The sequence below is a fragment of the Paenibacillus endoradicis genome (assembly GCF_024721975.1).
In genome coordinates, this window is sequence record NZ_JANQBB010000010.1 from 1 (window position 1) to 20,140 (window position 20,140).

General features: G+C 37.9%; 18 protein-coding genes, 1 tRNA gene, 2 rRNA genes and 1 riboswitch. Of the genes, 16 read left to right on the forward strand and 5 right to left on the reverse strand.

Annotation, left to right across the window (positions count from 1 at the left end):
- From NV377_RS24065 to NV377_RS24105, 9 genes are all read left to right on the forward strand, one after another.
- Window positions 1-108 (forward strand): 23S ribosomal RNA (locus tag NV377_RS24065); the annotation flags it as partial.
- Window positions 109-211: 103 nt separating this feature from the next.
- Window positions 212-328 (forward strand): 5S ribosomal RNA (gene rrf, locus NV377_RS24070).
- Between the two features lie 483 nt (window positions 329-811).
- On the forward strand, window positions 812-2,017 hold the full coding sequence (locus NV377_RS24075; protein ID WP_258203375.1) for a GNAT family N-acetyltransferase: 1,206 nt from the start codon (window positions 812-814) through the stop codon (window positions 2,015-2,017).
- A gap of 143 nt (window positions 2,018-2,160) precedes the next feature.
- Window positions 2,161-3,618, forward strand: a complete 1,458-nt coding sequence (gene guaB, locus NV377_RS24080) for an IMP dehydrogenase (RefSeq protein ID WP_258203376.1) — start codon at window positions 2,161-2,163, stop codon at window positions 3,616-3,618.
- A gap of 203 nt (window positions 3,619-3,821) precedes the next feature.
- Complete coding sequence (locus NV377_RS24085) at window positions 3,822-5,117, forward strand: D-alanyl-D-alanine carboxypeptidase family protein (RefSeq protein ID WP_258203377.1); 1,296 nt, start codon at window positions 3,822-3,824, stop codon at window positions 5,115-5,117.
- A 120-nt stretch (window positions 5,118-5,237) separates the two neighbouring features.
- Window positions 5,238-6,119, forward strand: coding sequence for a pyridoxal 5'-phosphate synthase lyase subunit PdxS (gene pdxS / locus NV377_RS24090; RefSeq protein WP_258203378.1), 882 nt, complete (start codon window positions 5,238-5,240; stop codon window positions 6,117-6,119).
- Between the two features lie 78 nt (window positions 6,120-6,197).
- Window positions 6,198-6,782: a pyridoxal 5'-phosphate synthase glutaminase subunit PdxT gene (pdxT, locus tag NV377_RS24095; RefSeq protein WP_258203379.1), complete on the forward strand. Its 585-nt coding sequence runs from the start codon at window positions 6,198-6,200 to the stop codon at window positions 6,780-6,782.
- 58 nt (window positions 6,783-6,840) lie between these two features.
- Window positions 6,841-8,121 (forward strand): serine--tRNA ligase, encoded by a 1,281-nt coding sequence (serS, locus tag NV377_RS24100; RefSeq protein ID WP_258203380.1) that lies wholly within the window; start codon window positions 6,841-6,843, stop codon window positions 8,119-8,121.
- Between the two features lie 84 nt (window positions 8,122-8,205).
- Window positions 8,206-8,294: transfer RNA gene (locus NV377_RS24105), tRNA-Ser, on the forward strand.
- A 359-nt stretch (window positions 8,295-8,653) separates the two neighbouring features.
- Here NV377_RS24105 and NV377_RS24110 read toward each other — a convergent pair.
- Entirely contained in the window at window positions 8,654-8,998 is a 345-nt protein-coding gene (locus tag NV377_RS24110; RefSeq protein ID WP_258203381.1) for a DUF4870 domain-containing protein, read from the reverse strand.
- Between the two features lie 461 nt (window positions 8,999-9,459).
- On the opposite strand from NV377_RS24110, the gene NV377_RS24115 reads away from it, so the two are divergent.
- Window positions 9,460-9,675: an aspartyl-phosphate phosphatase Spo0E family protein gene (locus tag NV377_RS24115; RefSeq protein WP_258203382.1), complete on the forward strand. Its 216-nt coding sequence runs from the start codon at window positions 9,460-9,462 to the stop codon at window positions 9,673-9,675.
- Here the strand turns inward: NV377_RS24115 and tadA are convergent.
- The gene (gene tadA / locus NV377_RS24120; protein WP_258203383.1) at window positions 9,670-10,149 is read right to left on the reverse strand and encodes a tRNA adenosine(34) deaminase TadA; all 480 of its coding nucleotides are present in this window, start codon (window positions 10,147-10,149) and stop codon (window positions 9,670-9,672) included. The two genes, NV377_RS24115 and tadA, sit on opposite strands and share 6 nt — an antisense overlap.
- A gap of 197 nt (window positions 10,150-10,346) precedes the next feature.
- Between tadA and NV377_RS24125 the strand changes: the two genes are divergently transcribed.
- The 3 genes from NV377_RS24125 to rluF are packed head-to-tail and all read left to right on the forward strand — an operon-like array spanning window position 10,347 to window position 13,574.
- Window positions 10,347-12,143 carry a PAS domain S-box protein gene (locus NV377_RS24125; protein ID WP_258203384.1) on the forward strand — a complete coding sequence of 599 codons (1,797 nt, stop codon included), beginning with the start codon at window positions 10,347-10,349 and terminating at the stop codon, window positions 12,141-12,143.
- A gap of 30 nt (window positions 12,144-12,173) precedes the next feature.
- Entirely contained in the window at window positions 12,174-12,851 is a 678-nt protein-coding gene (locus NV377_RS24130; protein WP_258203385.1) for an NAD(P)H-binding protein, read from the forward strand.
- 18 nt (window positions 12,852-12,869) lie between these two features.
- Window positions 12,870-13,574: a 23S rRNA pseudouridine(2604) synthase RluF gene (rluF, locus tag NV377_RS24135; protein WP_258203386.1), complete on the forward strand. Its 705-nt coding sequence runs from the start codon at window positions 12,870-12,872 to the stop codon at window positions 13,572-13,574.
- 47 nt (window positions 13,575-13,621) lie between these two features.
- Here the strand turns inward: rluF and NV377_RS24140 are convergent, their stop codons facing one another.
- Together NV377_RS24140 and motA are read right to left on the reverse strand one after the other, a co-directional pair.
- Complete coding sequence (locus NV377_RS24140) at window positions 13,622-14,449, reverse strand: flagellar motor protein MotB (protein WP_258203387.1); 828 nt, start codon at window positions 14,447-14,449, stop codon at window positions 13,622-13,624.
- Window positions 14,433-15,233, reverse strand: coding sequence for a flagellar motor stator protein MotA (gene motA / locus NV377_RS24145; protein ID WP_258203388.1), 801 nt, complete (start codon window positions 15,231-15,233; stop codon window positions 14,433-14,435). Before motA ends, NV377_RS24140 begins: the two co-directional genes overlap by 17 nt.
- 600 nt (window positions 15,234-15,833) lie before the next feature.
- Between motA and NV377_RS24150 the strand changes: the two genes are divergently transcribed.
- Window positions 15,834-16,127, forward strand: coding sequence for a hypothetical protein (locus NV377_RS24150; RefSeq protein ID WP_258203389.1), 294 nt, complete (start codon window positions 15,834-15,836; stop codon window positions 16,125-16,127).
- Between the two features lie 49 nt (window positions 16,128-16,176).
- Window positions 16,177-17,373 carry an MFS transporter gene (locus NV377_RS24155; RefSeq protein WP_258203390.1) on the forward strand — a complete coding sequence of 399 codons (1,197 nt, stop codon included), beginning with the start codon at window positions 16,177-16,179 and terminating at the stop codon, window positions 17,371-17,373.
- Window positions 17,374-17,591: 218 nt separating this feature from the next.
- On the opposite strand, the gene NV377_RS24160 is transcribed toward NV377_RS24155, so the two are convergent.
- Window positions 17,592-18,071: a C40 family peptidase gene (locus tag NV377_RS24160; RefSeq protein WP_258203391.1), complete on the reverse strand. Its 480-nt coding sequence runs from the start codon at window positions 18,069-18,071 to the stop codon at window positions 17,592-17,594.
- 7 nt (window positions 18,072-18,078) lie between these two features.
- Window positions 18,079-18,236: riboswitch (cyclic di-AMP (ydaO/yuaA leader) on the reverse strand.
- Between the two features lie 227 nt (window positions 18,237-18,463).
- Here NV377_RS24160 and NV377_RS24165 point away from each other — a divergent pair.
- Window positions 18,464-20,137: a glutamine--tRNA ligase/YqeY domain fusion protein gene (locus NV377_RS24165; protein ID WP_258203392.1), complete on the forward strand. Its 1,674-nt coding sequence runs from the start codon at window positions 18,464-18,466 to the stop codon at window positions 20,135-20,137.
- Window positions 20,138-20,140: the final 3 nt, after the last annotated feature.

Below are 20,140 nucleotides of genomic sequence, written 5' to 3' on the forward strand. Positions count from 1 at the left end.
TTTCCCAATTAGTAAGACCCCTTGAAGACGACGAGGTTGATAGGTTCGGGGTGTAAGTGTAGCAATACATGTAGCTGACGAATACTAATCGGTCGAGGGCTTATCCTAAAAATCTTTTCTTTGCGCAAGCAAGAAGAGTACATCGCAAGAGATTCACTTTGGAGTTTTACCTTTCACATCCAGTTTTGAGGGTGCAAGCCCTAGTAAGACGTTTGGTGATGACGGCGAAAGGGAACCACGCGTACCCATCTCGAACACGACCGTTAAGCCTTTCAGCGCCGATGGTACTTGGACCGCAGGGTCCTGGGAGAGTAGGACGTCGCCAAGCACGGATAAGCCTATTGCATACATGCAGTGGGCTTTTTTGTGTGTTTTAACGTGTGATCACGATGCGATGCTCTGATGTGGATTCGACGGCGAAGAGGCCATTCATCGCTAGTTCCAGTACTCATGTACCCAGTACGTACATTCCGTGCTTCGCTTCCCTAGCTTCATGTCCTCTTCTTGGTGCTGACACGTTAAATCCGAGAAGCAACCCTACTTGAGAGTGGGGGAGGAAGAAGAACATGATGACGATGCGCTGCTTCAAAGCAGATTTGAACTTGAGTAGGTGTTACATCGGAAGCTAGGAAAGGATCAATAAGAATGTTTCTTTCAGAAACTTTTATTGCTGGTGTACGAATATCGTACACACCACCTTACGCTTCAAAGATACACCATTTACTCATTTCAAGTTCAATTAATTTCTCAATTATTGCTAATTGATTGTGTACTCTGTATAATACTCCTAATTATAGAGGAGGTTATTTGAATGTCAGATATTAATCTTAGAAAATTGACTGCTAGTGATTTTGAACAAAGTGTAAATTTAGCTTCTTATTCCTTCCAATATCCGTTATCTCCCGAACAAATCGAAGAACGAAGAGATGGATTCAGTAGCCAACTTGAAGATCGATATGGTGTATTTCTAGAAGATGAATTGTGTGCACAAGCAACTTTATTACATTTGAACATACATATTGGTGGAAAACTCATGAAAATGGGTGGAGTAGCAGGTGTATGTACTGCCCCTGAGCAGAGAAGAAACGGCTACGTTGCAATAATTATTGAAAAGTTACTGCAAGAGATGCGCTCAAATGGTGAAACTATCTCTATGTTACATCCTTTTGCCTTTGCTTTTTATCGCAAGTATGGCTGGGAAACGTATATAGAATATAAACGGTATGAGATGACTTCAGAGCACCTAACATCAATATTGAGAAAAGAACGTCTTCGGAAACGTATTGGAAAAGTAAGTAGAGTAAACAATTATGAGGAACTATTACCTGTCTATGAATGCTACGCCGCAAAGTATAATGGTATGCTTCAACGTGATTTGGATTGGTGGAAGCAAAGAATTGCGAGTCGTAAGCCAGGCTTTATCGCTGTTTATCGTTCTGATGAGGGAAAAGTTGAAGGATACGCAATTTATAATATTACGAATAATGTTATGGCCATTCATGAACTTGTTGCAGTTACTGCAAATGCTGAGAATGAATTATGGTATTATATTGCGCAACATGATTCTATGTTAGAGGTTGTGAAATGGACTGCACCAAGTGATGATAACTTTACATTCCGGATTGATAATCCTCGTCTGAAACAAGAAATTGTTCCGTACTTTATGGCAAGAATTGTTGATTTCGAATCATTTATACGTCAATATCCATTCGTATCCGCTGATCAAAGTGACACATTTACGATTGAAATTACAGATGAATATGCAACATGGAATACTGGTCACTATAAGCTATACATTGAAACAGATGGAGTAGCTCATGTAGAACGGCTAATTTACACAGATGGCATTGAATCAGACGTTAAGATTGATATTGGAGCATTAACGGCTACTTTATTGAATTATCAGAAGTTGGAAGCACTTCGGAATTTCGGACGTATAAGCGGAAATAAGGTAACAGTAAATCGCTTACAGAATCGGATATCCGAACAAACTTCATACTTATCTGATTTTTTCTAATAGATTGATGATTTCGTCAATTCAATAAGTGCCATTTGATGGGTTTTGGAGCATCTGTATTACATTGACACCCCTTATATCAAGTGATATCATTGCAATAATATACATCAGAGAGACAAAAAAAATAAGGGAGGAACATACTCGTGTGGGAAAATAAATTCGCTAAAGAAGGGCTAACGTTTGACGACGTATTGCTTGTTCCGCGCAAATCTGAAATACTACCAAGAGCTGTTAATGTATCTGTTCGTCTGAGCGATACTGTAAAACTTAATATTCCTTTGATTAGTGCAGGAATGGATACCGTAACGGAGTCTGCTTTGGCGATTGCAATCGCTCGTGAGGGTGGAATCGGTATTATTCACAAAAACATGACTATCGCTCAACAAGCTGAAGAGGTAGATCGTGTTAAACGTTCGGAAAGTGGAGTTATAACTAATCCATTCTCACTTACTCCTGATCATCATGTATATGATGCTGAAGAGTTAATGGGCAAATATCGTATTTCCGGTGTACCGATCGTAGATGAAAACAAAAAACTTGTTGGTATCTTAACAAATCGGGATTTACGTTTTGTACATGACTTCTCTATTAAAATCAAAGAAGTTATGACGCATGAAGAATTAGTTACAGCTCCTGTTGGAACTACTTTGCAAGATGCAGAGGGTATTCTTCAAAAACATAAAATTGAGAAACTTCCACTTGTTGATGAGGCTAACGTATTGAAAGGCCTTATTACAATTAAAGATATTGAGAAAGCTATTCAATTCCCTAATGCTGCCAAAGATAGCCAAGGTCGTCTACTATGTGGTGCGGCAATTGGTATCTCTAAAGATACAGAAGATCGTGCAGCAGCACTGGTTGCTGCTGGTGTAGATGCACTTGTAGTTGACTCTGCTCACGGACATCATATTAATATTGCTAATGCTATAAGAGATCTTAGATCAGCTTATCCTAATCTAACGATTATTGCAGGTAATGTTGCTACTGGTGAAGCGACTCGTGATCTTATAGAGGCTGGTGCATCTGTAGTCAAAGTAGGTATTGGTCCTGGTTCCATTTGTACAACACGTATTATTGCAGGTATCGGTGTTCCTCAAATTACTGCAATCTATGATTGTGCTTCTGTTGCTCGTGAATACGGAGTACCAATTATCGCTGATGGTGGTATTAAATATTCTGGTGATATTACGAAAGCAATCGCTGCGGGTGCAAATTGTATTATGATCGGTAGCTTATTCGCAGGTACTGCTGAAAGCCCTGGAGAAACTGAAATCTTCCAAGGTCGTAGCTATAAAGTTTATCGCGGTATGGGTTCACTTGGAGCAATGAAAGAAGGATCTAAAGATCGTTACTTCCAAGAGAATGAGTCTAAACTTGTACCAGAAGGAATCGAAGGTCGTGTAGCTTACAAAGGTCCTTTAGCAGATACTGTTCATCAATTACTTGGTGGATTACGTTCTGGTATGGGGTATTGTGGTACATCTTCATTGGACGAGCTTCGTAATGATACACAGTTTATTCGTATTACCGGTGCTGGCTTACGTGAAAGTCATCCACATGATGTGCAAATTACGAAAGAAGCTCCAAACTATTCACTATAAAAGTTGTTCAAAAAGTTAGCTTTTTGAACTTAGACGATAATATGAATTGAATGAGAACCAGCGACTATGTATCAATTAAGATATATAGTCACTGGTTCTTTGCGTTAGATGTTCATTCGAGCTAATTCAGCAAAAAGTTTAACTCAGTGCTGAAATTATGATACAATAATTGAGTATAAAACAATGAGAAAAGGGGAATTTAGGTGTTGAAGAAAATGGGGAAAATTCGATTACTTTCGATTATAATACTTTGTACTTTACTTTGTATTTCTTCGCTTACAGTCGGAGGACAACAAGTAGGGGCTGTCGGTTATGATAATCGACCAAGTACAGATAACGCACTAGGCTTACAAGTGAAATCTGCACTATTAATTGAATTTGAAACCGGACAAGTGATGTATGAAGTTAATCCCGATGAGGCATTACCGATTGCAAGCATGACTAAACTTATGACAGAATATATCGTAATGAAAGAAATCGAGAATGGTCGATTGAGTTGGGACCAAATCATCACTGTAACACCTGAGGCGGCAGATACTCACCCTTCAGAATCACAAATTTATTTGGCTACTGGCGATCAACATACAGTAGAAGAATTATATATTGCGATGGCAGTAGGTTCAGCTAATGATGCTACAAAAGCTTTAGCGATTGCTGTTGAAGGTAGTATTCAAGGTTTTATCGACCGAATGAATAAAACAGCAGATGAACTTGGACTTACAACTGCGGTATTTACAAGTGTGACAGGTCTTGAGGATTCGACAATGATGTCGGCGCGTGATATCGTTTCATTAGCTAGCACAATTTTAACAGAATGTCCTGATTTCTTGAAATATTCGGGTATGCAAGAATATCAGTTCCGTGAACGTGATACTGCTCCGATTATTAATTTTAACTATATGCTTGGTATTAATACTAATAAATCAGGGCTGAAGCATCTTGCTTATGAAGGCGTTGATGGACTGAAAACAGGCTTTATCAGTGCTGCAGGTTACAACTTTGCTGGTACTGTACAACGTGATGGAGTACGTTATATTAGTGTTGTAATGGATACTCGTTCTAAAGATGCTCGTTTCCTAGAGACAGCTTCATTATATAACTATGCTTTTGCAACTTTTGAAAAGAAAACAGTGCTTGCACCAAAAAGTGTAGTAGAAGGCTACGAAAAGGTTAAAATAAAAAAAGGTGTAGAAAAAGCTATTCCAGTTGTTACTGCATCTGATATAACAGTACTAACGAATAAAGGCACAGAAGCTAAAGTAGAACTAGTAAGTGCTGATATTAAGACAGAAGATGAACTTGTTGCACCGATTGCCGTTGGTACTAAAGTCGGTACATTAAATTACAAATTTATAGATCCATCTGGTAAGGAACTACAATATCAAGTTGATTTACTTACATCAGAAGATGCCGCAAAAGCATCTTGGTTTAAGTTGTTCTTCCGTGGATTGGGTAATTTCTTCTCCGATCTATTCGATAGTATTATGAACATCTTTTAATCCGAGTTGATTACAGGGAAATATGTACTTGTCGAAGTGCTTGCATTACTGTACAATCAAAGCTTAGAGTAACAACGGTTCTGATAATTTAGATAAATGAATATAGGAGGAGTATTTACAATGGAAACAGGTACTTTTCGAGTAAAAAGTGGTATGGCAGAAATGCAAAAAGGTGGCGTCATTATGGACGTTATGAGCGCTGAACAAGCTAAAATTGCTGAAGCAGCAGGTGCGACAGCAGTTATGGCATTAGAACGCGTTCCTTCCGAGATTCGTGCTGCAGGCGGCGTTGCTCGTATGGCTGATCCAACAATTGTTGAACAAGTTATGAAAGTTGTATCTATTCCAGTAATGGCAAAAGCTCGTATCGGTCATATTGTTGAAGCAAGAATTTTAGAATCCATGGGTGTTGATTACATCGATGAAAGTGAAGTTCTTACTCCAGCAGATGAAGTTTTCCATATTAGTAAACATGATTATACAGTTCCATTTGTATGCGGGGCGAAAGATCTTGGTGAAGCACTACGTCGTATTCAAGAGGGCGCGGCTATGCTTCGTACGAAAGGTGAGCCAGGAACAGGTAACATTGTTGAAGCGGTTCGTCATCTACGTCTAATTAACGGTCAAATCCGTAAAATACAAGCTCTATCTAAGGACGAGCTATATAATGAAGCAAAAGTTCTAGGCGTTCCTTATGAATTACTTCTGGGCGTACATGTAAGTGGTAAGCTTCCAGTTGTTAACTTTGCTGCAGGCGGTGTAGCTACACCAGCCGATGCTGCTTTAATGATGGAGCTTGGTGCTGACGGCGTATTTGTAGGATCTGGTATTTTCACATCAGAAAACCCTGAGAAATTCGCTCGTGCAATCGTGGAAGCTACAACTCATTACCAAGATTATAAATTAATCGCTGAAGTATCCAAAAACCTTGGAGCACCGATGAAAGGTATTGAAATTTCTAAGCTTCATGCATCAGAACGTATGCAAGATCGCGGAATCTAAAATAGATAAACCCTAAGAGCCGATTTGACCTAATAATAGGTTAGGTCGGCCTTTGCGAAACAGGGGAGGAATTTGGATATGAAGATTGGAGTTTTAGCTCTTCAAGGTGCTGTTGCCGAGCATATGCGCAGTCTTGAGTCTGCAGGTGCTGAAGCGGTAGCGGTTAAACGTGTTGAGCAACTTGCTGAGCTAGATGGAATTGTTATTCCTGGCGGCGAAAGTACAACGATTGGAAAATTGATGCGTAAATATGGATTTATTGATGCGTTGCGTCAATTTCATAAAGACGGTAAAGCATTATTCGGAACTTGCGCAGGACTAATCGTTCTAGCAGATCGAATCGATGGGCAAGAGGATGCTCATCTTCAGCTTATGGATATGACAGTTGCACGTAATGCGTTTGGCAGACAGAGAGAAAGCTTTGAAACACAATTACCTGTAAAAGGTATTGATGAACCTATTACAGCAGTATTTATAAGAGCTCCGTTAATCTCGCAAGTAGGACCAGCAGTTGAAGTATTATCGTTATACAATGGGGAGATTGTAACGGCTAGAGAAGGTAATCTTCTTGCCTGTTCATTCCATCCGGAGTTAACTGATGACTATCGATTGCATGCTTATTTTGTCGAAATGATTAAATCAGCTCAATCCATTGATGTATAAATTGTAACTGAACCATAGCGGCCGCTATGGTTCTTTAAAAGAGAGGAGCTTATCACTCGTGTTAGATGTTAAATTACTTCGTACAGATTATGCTCAAGTTGAAGCAGCATTACATAATCGTAATGCTTCAACAGATCTAATTGTTCAATTCCCAGCACTAGATCAGAAACGTCGTGAATTGATTCAAGATACTGAAGCCTTAAAAAGCAGACGTAACACTGTATCACAAGAAGTTGCTCGAATCAAAAAAAGTGGTGGAGATGCAGAAGCTTTAATCGTAGAAATGCGTGAAGTTGGCGACCGCATCAAAGAACTTGATGATGAGCTTCGTATTGTTGATGAACAAGTTAATAATCTCTTATTAGCTATTCCGAATATTCCTAATGCATCTGTACCTATCGGAGCATCAGAGGACGACAATATTGAAATTCGCCGTATAGGTGAACCTAAATCATTCCCTTATGAGCCGAAAGCACATTATGATCTTGCAGCTGACTTAGCGATTCTTGACTTTGAGCGTGCAGCAAAAGTAACAGGTTCTCGCTTTGTGTTCTACCGCGGTCTAGGAGCTCGTCTAGAGCGTGCGTTAATGAGCTTTATGATGGACCTTCACAGCGATAAACATGGATATGAAGAAATTCTACCTCCTTACATCGTTAATCGTGATAGCTTGATCGGTACTAGTCAACTTCCTAAGTTCGAAGAGGATCTGTTTAAAATTGCTGATTCAGATTATTACCTTATTCCAACAGCAGAAGTACCAGTTACTAATATTTATCGCGATGAAATATTAGATCCACAAACATTGCCAGCTAAGTTCGTTGCATTCAGTGCTTGTTTCCGCTCTGAAGCAGGATCAGCAGGTCGTGATACACGTGGATTAATTCGTCAGCATCAATTCAATAAAATAGAGCTAGTAAAAATTGTTAAGCCTGAAGATTCTTATGCAGAGCTAGAGAGCCTATTACAAGACGCTGAGAAGGTTCTACAACTATTAGACTTGCCATATCGAGTTGTTACACTTTGTACAGGCGATATGGGGTTTGCTTCGGCGAAGACGTATGATATCGAGGTTTGGATACCAAGTGCGAATACGTACCGCGAAATTTCTTCTTGTTCTAACTTTGAAGATTTCCAAGCACGTCGTGCAAGTATTAAGTATCGTCCTGAGCCGAAGAGCAAAGCAGAGTTCGTTCATACATTGAATGGATCTGGTCTAGCAATCGGTCGTACAGTAGCTGCAATACTTGAAAATTACCAGCAAGAGGACGGTTCTATCGTAATTCCAGAGGTACTTCGTCCTTATATGGGTGGCGCAGAAAAAATTTCTTTGAAATAAATCAAAAAAAGTTTTAAAAGGGGGTTGCAACCCCCTTACTACCTGTGATACAATATCTCTTGTCAGCAAATGAAATACTTTCTTGGAGAGGTACCGAAGTGGTCATAACGGGGCGGTCTTGAAAACCGTTAGAGCGCAAGCTCACAAGGGTTCGAATCCCTTCTTCTCCTCCATTATGTACACAACACGCTCAAGCTTATCGCTTGAGCGTTTTTTTGTGCGATCTTTCGCAAGCCGAGAGCAGACTTTAAGAACCGAGAAGATGGAGCGCTACTCGTGGAAAGAGGGAACGTAAGTGTACGTAATTGGGACACGCGTACCGGAGTTCCCAAGTTGGCTTCATATTCGATGCCGAATAAACTATAAAGCCAAGCATCGTTATCAAAGTCGGTTTACTGAAACACCTCTTTAGAGGGCTTGTATGTAGGCTATGCAGTTCAAAATCGTAGGGGACAATATCCAAATGCATAAATAGTATAAAACGCTCAAGCGAGTCGCTTGAGCGTTTCTTATGTGAAAAATATGTAGTAAGTTACTTAATAAAACGAATAGTTAGTGGATAACGATAAAATTCTCCGTTGTTGGCTTTAGTTGCAGCGATAATAGAACAAACGATCCATGTAATACCTGCAGCAATTAAAGTAAGATATCCAATCAAGATTAGCATTAAAATATAAGATCCAATAATGTAGATTGCCATACTAATATTGAAGTTAACTGCTTCTTTACCTTGCCGATCCACGAAATAGGATTGATCTCTTTTGATTAACCATATGACAAGTGGGCCAAGAACAGATCCTACCACCGGTACAATAAATCCGGCAAACGTTGCAATATGAACTAACATACCCCACATACGTTCGTCTTTTATGTTCATTTTTTCACCCCCTACTAATTACATCCATTTATTATATGCGAATAAATATCATTCATAACTAGCTTATGTCATCAATATTATACTCAAGGAATGTTATTTGGAATATAGCGAAAAATGTAGAATACTGTCATTTAATTTAAAAAGTAGTCGAAGTTATATAATTATATATATATGAATTCGAAAAAGATGATTGTAATAGCTCTAAATGACCATTTTTATGTTGAAAAATGCACGATTGCTCATTTTCATTTATTGGGTACTAATATAGGACTTATTAGGGATTGTATTTATTAGGAAAAAAGCGATATAATTTGAGATATTATCACAACTATTGTCGTTTAATAACTTTATTTTGTAAAAGAATATCGACACCATATAACAAAAAAATATCGTTACTATCGTTATAATAGGTGTACAAGTTGTAGAATTGTTTGAATAAGGAGCGTGACACGAAGCGAACTATGGAAAAAAAACAATTAATGACGCAGCTACAGTCGCTTCGGCACAAGTTATATGAGATTGCTGAGGCAAAGGGTAGTTTTACTGATCCTGACGTTATAGCAATTAGTGAAGAAGCTGATCAACTTATTGTGGCGTTACAATACATGGAACGCAATCAAGAGTATTACTTGCCAGAATCATATAAACAGTTGAACAATAATGTAAGACAATTATAGAGACTGAGCTTTACGTCGTAGTCTCAATTGCTTGAAAAATGTTTTTAACAATTCAGCACACTCTGCTTGAAGAATACCACTAGTGAGCTCCGTTTCGTGGTTGAAACGGGGCTCTTGTAGTAAATTCATCAACGTCCCCGCACAACCAGCTTTATGATCACTAGTACCATAGACAACTCTTGCTACGCGACTTTGTACGATAGCTCCTGCGCACATTGGGCAAGGTTCTAAAGTTACATAGAGTGTACAATTCAATAACCTCCAAGCATCTAGAGATTCGCTTGCTCTTTTAATAGCTATTATTTCTGCATGAGCAGTAGGGTCATGCAGTGTCTCTCTTAGATTGTGGCCTCTTCCGATAATTACTCCATCTTTGACAATAACAGCACCTATCGGTACTTCGCCTAAATGCTCAGCGATTTTCGCTTCAGCGATAGCTTCTTGCATCCAACGTTCATCTTCACGAATATACATATGTTTCTCCTTTATCTACAAAAAATCGGATTTATACATCGAACAAACATTCTTTTGTTAACATACTGTGCATAACATTGTTGATAACTTTATTATATCCACATTTTTATTCACAAACGGTCCACTTATTGTTGATAAAATTGTGGATTATGTTAATTTAATGTGGGTAAGTCTAATGATATAAGGATGTGAAATGGGTGTCGATCAAGTATAAGTTAAGTATTACTATAGCAGTATTATTATCTATTGTAATAGCAGTTTTTCATTATGCATGGGGTTATAATCAGCAATCGAAAAATTATGATTTGATCTATCGCTCTAGTTTTACTTTATCAGAGAGGATCCATCAAGATTTAGATTTTGAATCGCCAACATTTGAACAAGATCTTAATCAAATTTATCATTTCGTTCGTGTGGGTAAACCTTACCTGTTGGATGTTGTATTCTACAATACAACAACTAACGAAATTGTTTATTCTGCTAGTCATTACGCAACTGCAGACACTATTATAGCTAAAGAAAAATATAATTCCAAATACTTATATCAGTTTTTAGAAGTGTCTGATCAGTCAGATATTTACTATATTAGTGACTATCGTTATAATCTCTCAAGTGAATTAAGAATTATTACAATATACAATAAAGATGTCTATAATCAGACACTTGGGGATAACAATTCCTTGTTTTATGCAACACTAATTTATTTAGTGTTTTTTTCTAGTATTATTAGTTATTGGTTTATTGGACGAATGCTACAACCTCTTAAAGATATATTATGGAAAGTTAATGAAGTCAGTTCCGTTCGCTTTCATCGACCGATACCGATTACTACAAGGGACGAATTCGGATTATTAGCATTTAAGATTAATGCTATGAGTCAGAATTTAAGCATATATATGAATAAGCTGAGAACAGCTTTTGATGAGAATCGTAGAATGAGATTGTATATGGAGTCATTTATCAATCATTCAACTGATGCGATCTATATTATGGATCTAGATGGAACAATGAATCAGATGAATAATGCATTCGAGCAGTTGTTTGGTTATACAGAAGCAGAGGTAATAGGAAGGCGTTATCTTACAGTACCCGAGCATCTTATTAAAGAAAAAGAGGATATTTTTTCGAGAATACATAGTGGTGAAATCATTAATTCCTTCGAAACATTAAGAAGTACAAAAGATGGAGATCTAATACCTGTAAGTATTACTATTACACCGATTCGTGATTATTCTAATACAATTACAGGATTTGCAAGCGTATGTAGAGATATGCGCCACCGTAATCAGATGGAAGAGTTGATGCGTCGATCTGAGAAGCTAAATATGGTCGGACAACTTGCTGCTGGTGTAGCTCATGAAATACGTAATCCATTAACTACGTTAAGAGGGTTTCTGCAATTACAGAAACAAAGTAAAAAACTTAATATAGATCATGTACATGTTATGTTATCAGAGTTAGATCGTATTAATCTTATCGTAGGTGAATTTCTAATTTTAGCGAAGCCACAGGCAGTTAAGTTCAAGGTGAGAGATGTAAGAGATATATTAGCTGAAGTTACTTCTCTAATGGGAAGTGAGGCATTATTACATAATGTTACTTTAAAAGAAACGTATACTAAAGATGATTGCCGAATTCCTTGTGAAGAAAATCAATTGAAGCAGGTATTCATTAATGTATTGAAGAATGGTATAGAAGCAATGCCTTATGGTGGACATGTACACATTGCTGTGCTGCGAAGTGATCAAGCGATTAGTGTACATATTACAGATGAGGGTATTGGTATGGAAGAAGAAACCTTAAAACGCATTGGAGATCCTTTTTTCACTGTGAAAGAAAATGGCACAGGATTAGGAATTATGGTTAGTCAAAAGATTATAGAGACTCACCATGGACAGATGGAATTAACTAGTCAAGTGAACGTAGGGACAACGGTTAAAATATTGTTACCTGCATATCAGGAAGAAGAGTTAGCTGATGCAAGTAGCTTGTAAACTCTATATTGTGTTAAGAAGGGTGTGAACATGGCATTGAAGGCGGTTATCGTGGGAGCAACAGGTCTAGTGGGACGAGAACTAGTTCGTGTATTGCTAAATGCTAAGAAGTATGAAAAGGTTATAGTCATAGCTCGCCGAAGACTAAGCATCGTTCATCCTCGCTTAGAACAACAACTTATTCAATTTGATCAAATGCATGAGTGTCCAGAGGAATGGTTTAAGGATGCGGATGTATTTTGCACATTAGGTACAACGATTAAGAAAGCTGGCTCCACAGAGCAATTTGAAAAGGTTGATTACCATTATGTAATCGAGATAGCCAAGCTTGCCAAGTTATACTATAGTCGCAAATTTATCGTTGTAACGGCTATGGGTTCAGACGATCAGTCCAAAATATTTTATAATCGTGTGAAAGGCAAAACCGAGCTTGAATTGCAACAATTACAATTACCGCAACTTATTATAGTGAGGCCTTCTCTTATACTTGGAGATCGTAATGAAGCTAGATTTGGTGAATCAGTAGCTGCAAAACTGATGACTTGGCTATCGTTCATGTTTAAGGGTAAAATGAGAAAGTACAAACCTATTCAAGCAAGGGACATCGCTATTGGGATGTTTAAGTTGGCAAAGCTTTGTAAAGACCCGTTGATCATAGTATCATCAGAGGAAATTGAAGTTTGGTCAAAGAAAAAGTTATACAAGTGAATTAACGAGGTGACATCATTGAGAATCAATAAATTTATTAGTGAGACGGGCTATTGTTCAAGACGAGAGGCCGATAAGCTAGTGCAAGCTGGTGAAGTAACAATTAATGGCGTGAAGGCTGAACTTGGCAGTCAAGCCGACCTTAGTGACATTGTATGTGTGAGCGGAAGTAGAATAGGGCAGCAGAAAAAGCATGTCTATATCGCACTTTATAAGCCTACAGGGATTACATGTACGACAGAGCTTCATATACAAGGTAATATCGTTGATTTTGTAAATCATCGGGAGCGTATTTTCCCGATCGGTAGATTAGACAAGGATTCTGAAGGTCTTATTCTATTAACGAATGATGGCGATGTAGTTAATCCTATTTTGCGTTCAGAAGGAAAACACGAGAAAGAATATATCGTAACGGTAGATAAGCCTGTTACCAATAGTTTCTTGAAAGGTATGAGCGAAGGTGTGCATATACTAGGTAGCATGACGTTACCTTGTAAAATAACTCGCATCGGCGACCATACTTTTAGAATTATTCTTACCGAAGGTCGCAATCGTCAAATTAGACGTATGTGCGATGCGTTTGGATATAAAGTTAGACGATTGAAGCGGGTTCGTATTATGAATATTCATCTTGCAGAATTGCCTAAAGGCGAGTGGAGAGACTTGACAGAAGACGAGAAGCAAACCTTGTTCAAAGATATTAATTATAATCCAGCACAATAAGAAAAGGGCGTATATACCGGTTACTCGGTGTATACGCCCTTTAACTATTACTGAGTAACTGATAGACTCTGTAGTTTATTTTCGTCAATGTAGTTATGAACGATAGAAATCTCAACACGACGATTTTTGGCTTTATTTTCAGCTGTATCGTTTTCTACTACAGGGTGATATTCCCCATATCCACCTGCATTGAAACGTTTTGGATCAAGATTTTTGTTGGTCAGCATAATGTCCATGAATCGAACAGCACGCATTACACTTAAATCCCAGTTAGAGCTGAACTCACTATTACGAATAGGTGTGTTATCGGTATGTCCTGCAACAATAATGTTAAAGTCAGGGTAGTCATCTAGCATATTAGCTATTGAAATTGCTAGTTTTTTACCATCACTATTCACTGTAGCTTCAGCAGAGTCGAATAACGCGTTATCACGAATCGTAATAACTAATTGCGACATATTTAATGACGTTTCTAAGCTAGTCGATAAACCGTTCCCAGCGATATAAGTATCTAGTTCTTCTTTCAACTTACTTAGTTCTACTTGACTTTTATCAAGTAGTTCCTGGACTTCTTTCTCAGTTAGCTGTTCTTCTTTTTCAGCGATGGAATCATTATCATCTTTAGAACCACCATTTTCCTGATCTGCATCAGGACCTTTTTCTATTACAGAAGGCATATCCATTATTCCTTGACCACTGCTTAGTGCGAGGCTGAAGGCATTAGATAGGTCTTCAAACTTTTTGGTATCTACAGCATTCATAGAATATAGAACGATGAACAAGGCAAGTAGCAAGGTCATAAGATCTGCATATGGAATGAGCCAAGATTCATCGATATGTTCTTCGTGATCTTCATGCCTACGCTTTTTGCTCAACGTCACCTTCCTCCTTCTGTTTCATTAATTTACGCTCAGTAGGTGTCAAATAAACAGAAAGTTTTTGCTCAATAGCAATCGTTGAAACACCAGATTGAATCGACAGTAAACCTTCAAGCATCATTAGGCGAATTTGAATTTCTTGTTTAGACAAACGCTTCAATTTGTTTGCCATTGGATGCCAAAGTACATAACCTGTAAATATACCTAGTAAAGTTGCCATAAATGCAGCTGAGATTGCATGCGCAAGTTTATCCATATTGCTCATGTCGGATAAGGCAGCAATTAGGCCGACTACGGCGCCAAGTACCCCTAAAGTAGGAGCGTAAGTACCTGCTTGAGTAAAGATTAAAGCTCCTGCCTTATGACGTTCTTCTGTAGCAGAAATATCTTCAAGTAATACATCACGTACAAGGTCCTGATCATTGCCATCAATAATCATACGCATACCATTTTTCAGAAAGGCATCTTCGATATCATCAACTCTAGCTTCTAAAGCAAGAAGTCCTTCACGACGCGTAATTCCTGCCCATTCAACGAATTGCTTAATAAGCTGTTCGCGCTCAGGAAGAGGACGCTCTTTGAATAATATCTTAAATAGTGTACCAACTTTTTTTAGTTCACTTAAAGGGAAAGCAACCATTACTGCACCTATCGTGCCGACAATAATAATCATAAATGCCGCGCCATTTAAAAATGCACTTAGACTTGCTCCCTTTAATATCATACCTACTAATACTGCTGCTAGACCTAGAATTAAACCAATTACTGTCGAATTTTTCATATTACACCTCTATTAATCCGTATTCGTCATATTACTACTTCTACTATTATCGTCAAAAGGGTATTGTGAAGTTATAGTTATTTATTATGAGCGTAAAAATAACTATATTTTTGTCGCAAATGTTACGTAATTTGTTATATTTTCTATAGTACCAGTATTAACCAGTGGCACACAAGATACTTTATATCTAGCTAATTGTTGTGATATACATGCTGTACATGATGAAGTTTACTAGATGAATAGGTAGGTTTCCTGCATATATTAATCAAAAGTGCGACTAATTTACTAGAGTAAGGTTAATTAGTATAAGAAATGGTAATGAAAAGATTTGTATTATAATGTAAAATGCTGTTGGTGAAATCATTTAGAATCGAGAATGGTATAAATCGCAGAGTGTCACTTCATACTATAAGTAGGACTCAAAAATTACAATGTTGAAATTACCATCAAAGTACAGACATGATGAACGCAATATGCGATAATATTTCCGTATGGAGAAGGCTATTTGGTGAAAGCGTGTTATCGCCATTGGATAGGCAATTCGCTTGAGAAGAAGGTTAATTCAATACTGTGTAGTAATGATAAGGAGGCAATAACAATATGGGTGTACGTCATGCAAGAGAATATAATGATATTTTAAAGGATTTAACAGCAGCAGTTGGTCAAATTCAAGATTGTTTCCGTTTTTTTGAGATGGAAGTTTCTGAATGGGAAGCCCTTTCAGAAGATGAAAAACATGAGGTGCTTGAGGCGCTTGCTGATGATGTGTTTTACGGGTTAGGAGAAGAATCTATTATTGAAGTAGGTTCTGGATCGATACGTTATAATTCACAACATCACGTTATTGAAGTGGAGCAAGGAGACCAAGTTTCGCAAATTATTCGATTGATTTAATGATACGGAATACTATCGCTTTTTTATTGAAAAGGAGATTGTCATACTTGTGAGGAAAATATTATGGCTATCATGTTTATCGTATCTAGTAATAGGTATTGCACATATAATAGGCGGATCCATTCTTGAACAGCTTGTGACGCATTATAATGTTACATATGCAAGTGGTGGTCAGTGGATCATGAATCAGTTTCTCGGTTTCCTCGTCGGTGTATTACTTGGTCCTACGTTGTCATCGCGATTAGGTAAGCGTTTTACTATTGTTGTAGCGATGGGAGCATTAACGGTAGCTGAAGCATTATACAGCATGTTATTACCGTGGGATTGGATGCTTATTGTTGCTCCACTAGCAGGTTTTGGATTTGGTATGATTGAATCTGTTGTTGGTGCGCTTGTTATTGAGTTGTATAAGGATTCGAAGGCAACGGCAATGAGTAAAATTGAAACGTTTTTTGGTATAGGAGCATTAATTATTCCGTTAGCGGCAGCATTCTTGATTCGTAATCATATTTGGGAATGGTCTTTCCCTATTCTTACTGCTATTAGCGGAATTACATTGTTATTATGGTTAAGTTTATCATTTGGTAAAAATATTGATGATCAATTAGCACAACCAACGAAAGCACAACGAAAAGAAGCAAGTGTCACATTAAAGTATACTTCCAAAGCAATTCCGTTTCTAATTATTGCAATGGCGTTCTTCTTCTTATACGTGGGTATGGAAATGAGCTTCTCTAATTATTTGCCTTCGATTCTAATTGAACGTACGCCGCTATCTGAATCGAGTGCAGCAGGAATGTTAAGTTTATTCTGGGGCTTTATGGTCATTGGTAGAATGTTCTGTGGTATTCTTGCTGATCGTTATGGGTATATTCGTTATTTAGTCATCTCAATGTGCGGAGCTGTTATTGCATTTATCGGTATAGCTATATTTGAAGGAACAACAGCTATACTTATTATGACAGCTATAAGTGGACTTAGCTTCTCAGGAGTTTTTGGAATTGGGTTGGTTTATGTAAACTCTTGCATTTCTGGGATGACAGAACGGACAACAAGTCTATTAGTAGCCTGTGGAGGTATTGGTGGTGCACTGTTTCCGAAATTAACGGGCTTTGTTATGGATAATTACTTTGTATCAGCTACATTAAGTCTTATTGCTTGTATTGTGGCAGTCATGCTTGTCTGTATGGTTGCTATGATGTTAGTTGGTCGTAATCGTGACTTGCAACAAGTAACGAACTCTTAGTTAATTAATAGAGGCTACAGGAAGATTAATCTTCCTGTAGCCTTTTTCTACTCTCACATTAGTGCATTTGAAAGGTAATTGTATAAACAGACAGATTAATTTGTACAGGTTGGTATAATATTGATTACTTCAGCATAAGCATATAATATAGAAAAAAGCATTTCAGTAGCACTTCAAATGAATGAAGTGGCGCTGAAATGCTTTTTTAAAGAAAACTATTATTTACTTGCTTGAACGTGTGTCTCATAGTCTGCATCTGATAAGATGTGACGAGCAGTTACATAACGTGGTTTGTAGTATGAAGAATCCAATGAATCGATAATTACACCCTTACTAGTAGAAGCATGAGCGAATTTACCATCACCTACATAGATACCAACGTGAGTAATGCCTCCGTTGTTAGTACCACTAGTATCAAAGAATACTAGATCTCCAGCAACTAGATCTGCTTTAGCGACTTTTGTACCCTCTAAAGCTTGGTCTGCAGAACGTCTTGGCAAATCATAACCCATTTTATCGAATATGTATCTTACAAAACCAGAACAATCAAACCCGCTGGTAGTATTACCACCGTATTTGTATTTCGTTCCTTTTACATCGTCGATGCTAGTAAGCATGGATGAACTTGCGGAAGCGCTTCCTACTGAGAAAGTTAAAAGAAGAACAAGTGCTACAAACATTAAACTAAACTTTTTCACAATTTAAGACTCCTTCCAATGTGCCGACGAGGTTAGCTGACGGGTTCGGTTGAAGGTTCCCTATGAGACTACCAATTATGATTATTCATAATCCAGCTCAATTCACCCCAAATGGATCCCCCGTATCTTAAGTGTTAGTGCTTAAGAATTTGGCAATTTAGGCTTACTTGTTACAAGCTTTATAATAAACTGAAAATTCAATTCTGTGTAAAATGTGAGAAGATTCTAATGGTTTCTCATTTTCCTCACAGAAACTGAGCTTTAAAATTTAATTGATTAGTTCATATTAATGCGGCACTAACATACATAATTGCACTCATAAATGGGTGTATTTTCACACGAATTTGTGTATGATAAGAGGATAATATTCGTTGTGTGAAAGGTTGGTCTATATGGAAAACATCAATGAAAATAAGTCGGCCCCATCTAATTTTATAAAAAATATAGTGATAGAGGACTTACAAGAAGGTCGCGTTAAGGAAATATATACTAGATTTCCTCCCGAGCCTAACGGATATCTTCATATTGGACATGCCAAATCGATATGCTTGAATTTTGAACTAGCTGATGAATTTAAGGGGAAAACAAATCTTCGTTTCGATGATACTAACCCTGTTAAGGAAGATACGGAATATGTAGATTCTATTATGGAAGATGTAAGATGGTTAGGTTTTGAATGGGATGCTTTGTTCTATGCATCTGATTATTTCGAGGAAATGTACAATCGCGCAGTGTTGCTGATTAAGAAGGGGAAAGCATATGTATGTGACCTTACTGCAGAGCAAACACGTGAATTGCGTGGTACGTTAACAGAGCCTGGTAAAGACAGCCCTTATCGTAATCGTACTGTAGAAGAGAATCTTGATCTATTTGCCCGTATGCGTGCTGGAGAATTTAAAGATGGTGCGCGAGTCCTTCGTGCCAAAATTGATATGGCTTCAGCCAATATTACATTACGCGATCCAGTAATCTATCGTATTACTCATGCTCATCATCATCGTACAGGTGATGCTTGGTGCATCTATCCGATGTACGACTTCGCACATCCGCTAAGCGACGCAATTGAAGGAATTACTCATTCTGTTTGCACATTGGAATTTGAAGACCATCGTCCAATGTATGACTGGGTTATCGAACAATGTGAAATGGAAACAAAAACTCGTCAATATGAGTTTGCTCGTCTTAACATTACAAATACAATTATGAGCAAGCGCTATTTGAAATTATTAGTTGATGAAGGTGTTGTATCCGGTTGGGATGATCCCCGTATGCCGACGATTAGTGGTATGCGTCGTAGAGGATATACGGCGGAAGCTATTCGTAACTTCTGTCGCGAGATCGGCGTTGCAAAAGCCAATAGTATCATTGATGAACGTAATCTAGAGTTCTTCATTCGCGAAGATTTAAAAATGAAAGCACCTAGAACAATGGCAGTACTTGATCCGATTAAAGTAGTCATTACAAACTATCCAGAAGGTCAAATCGAATGGTTAGATGCTGAGGTTAACGCTGAAAACCCAGAGATGGGTATGCGCCCAATTCCATTCTCTCGTGAGATTTATATCGAAAGAGAAGATTTCATGGAAAACCCGCCAAGCAAATATTTCCGTCTATTCCCTGGTAACGAGGTTCGTTTGAAACATGCTTACTTTATTTTGTGTAATGAAATGATCAAGAACGAGCAAGGTGAAGTTATTGAACTTCATTGTACGTATGATCCTGCAACGAAATCAGGTAGTGGTTTCAACGCTCGTAAAGTAAAAGGTACCATTCACTGGGTAGAAGCTTCTAATGCAGTTCCAGCACAACTGAGACTGTTAGAGCCTCTTCTATTAGAAGAGACAGATAATAAGGACAAACCGTTAGTAGAGCGTATTAATCCTAACTCGATGCAAGTAGTGAATGGCTATATTGAACCGAACATGAAAGATGCACAAGCGGGAGACAAGTTCCAATTCTTCCGTCATGGCTATTTCTGTGTTGATAAAGAACAAGGTAACGATGATATGCTAGTATTTAATCGAATTGTATCGCTGAAAAGCTCATTCGATGCGAAGAAAGCGTAAGGA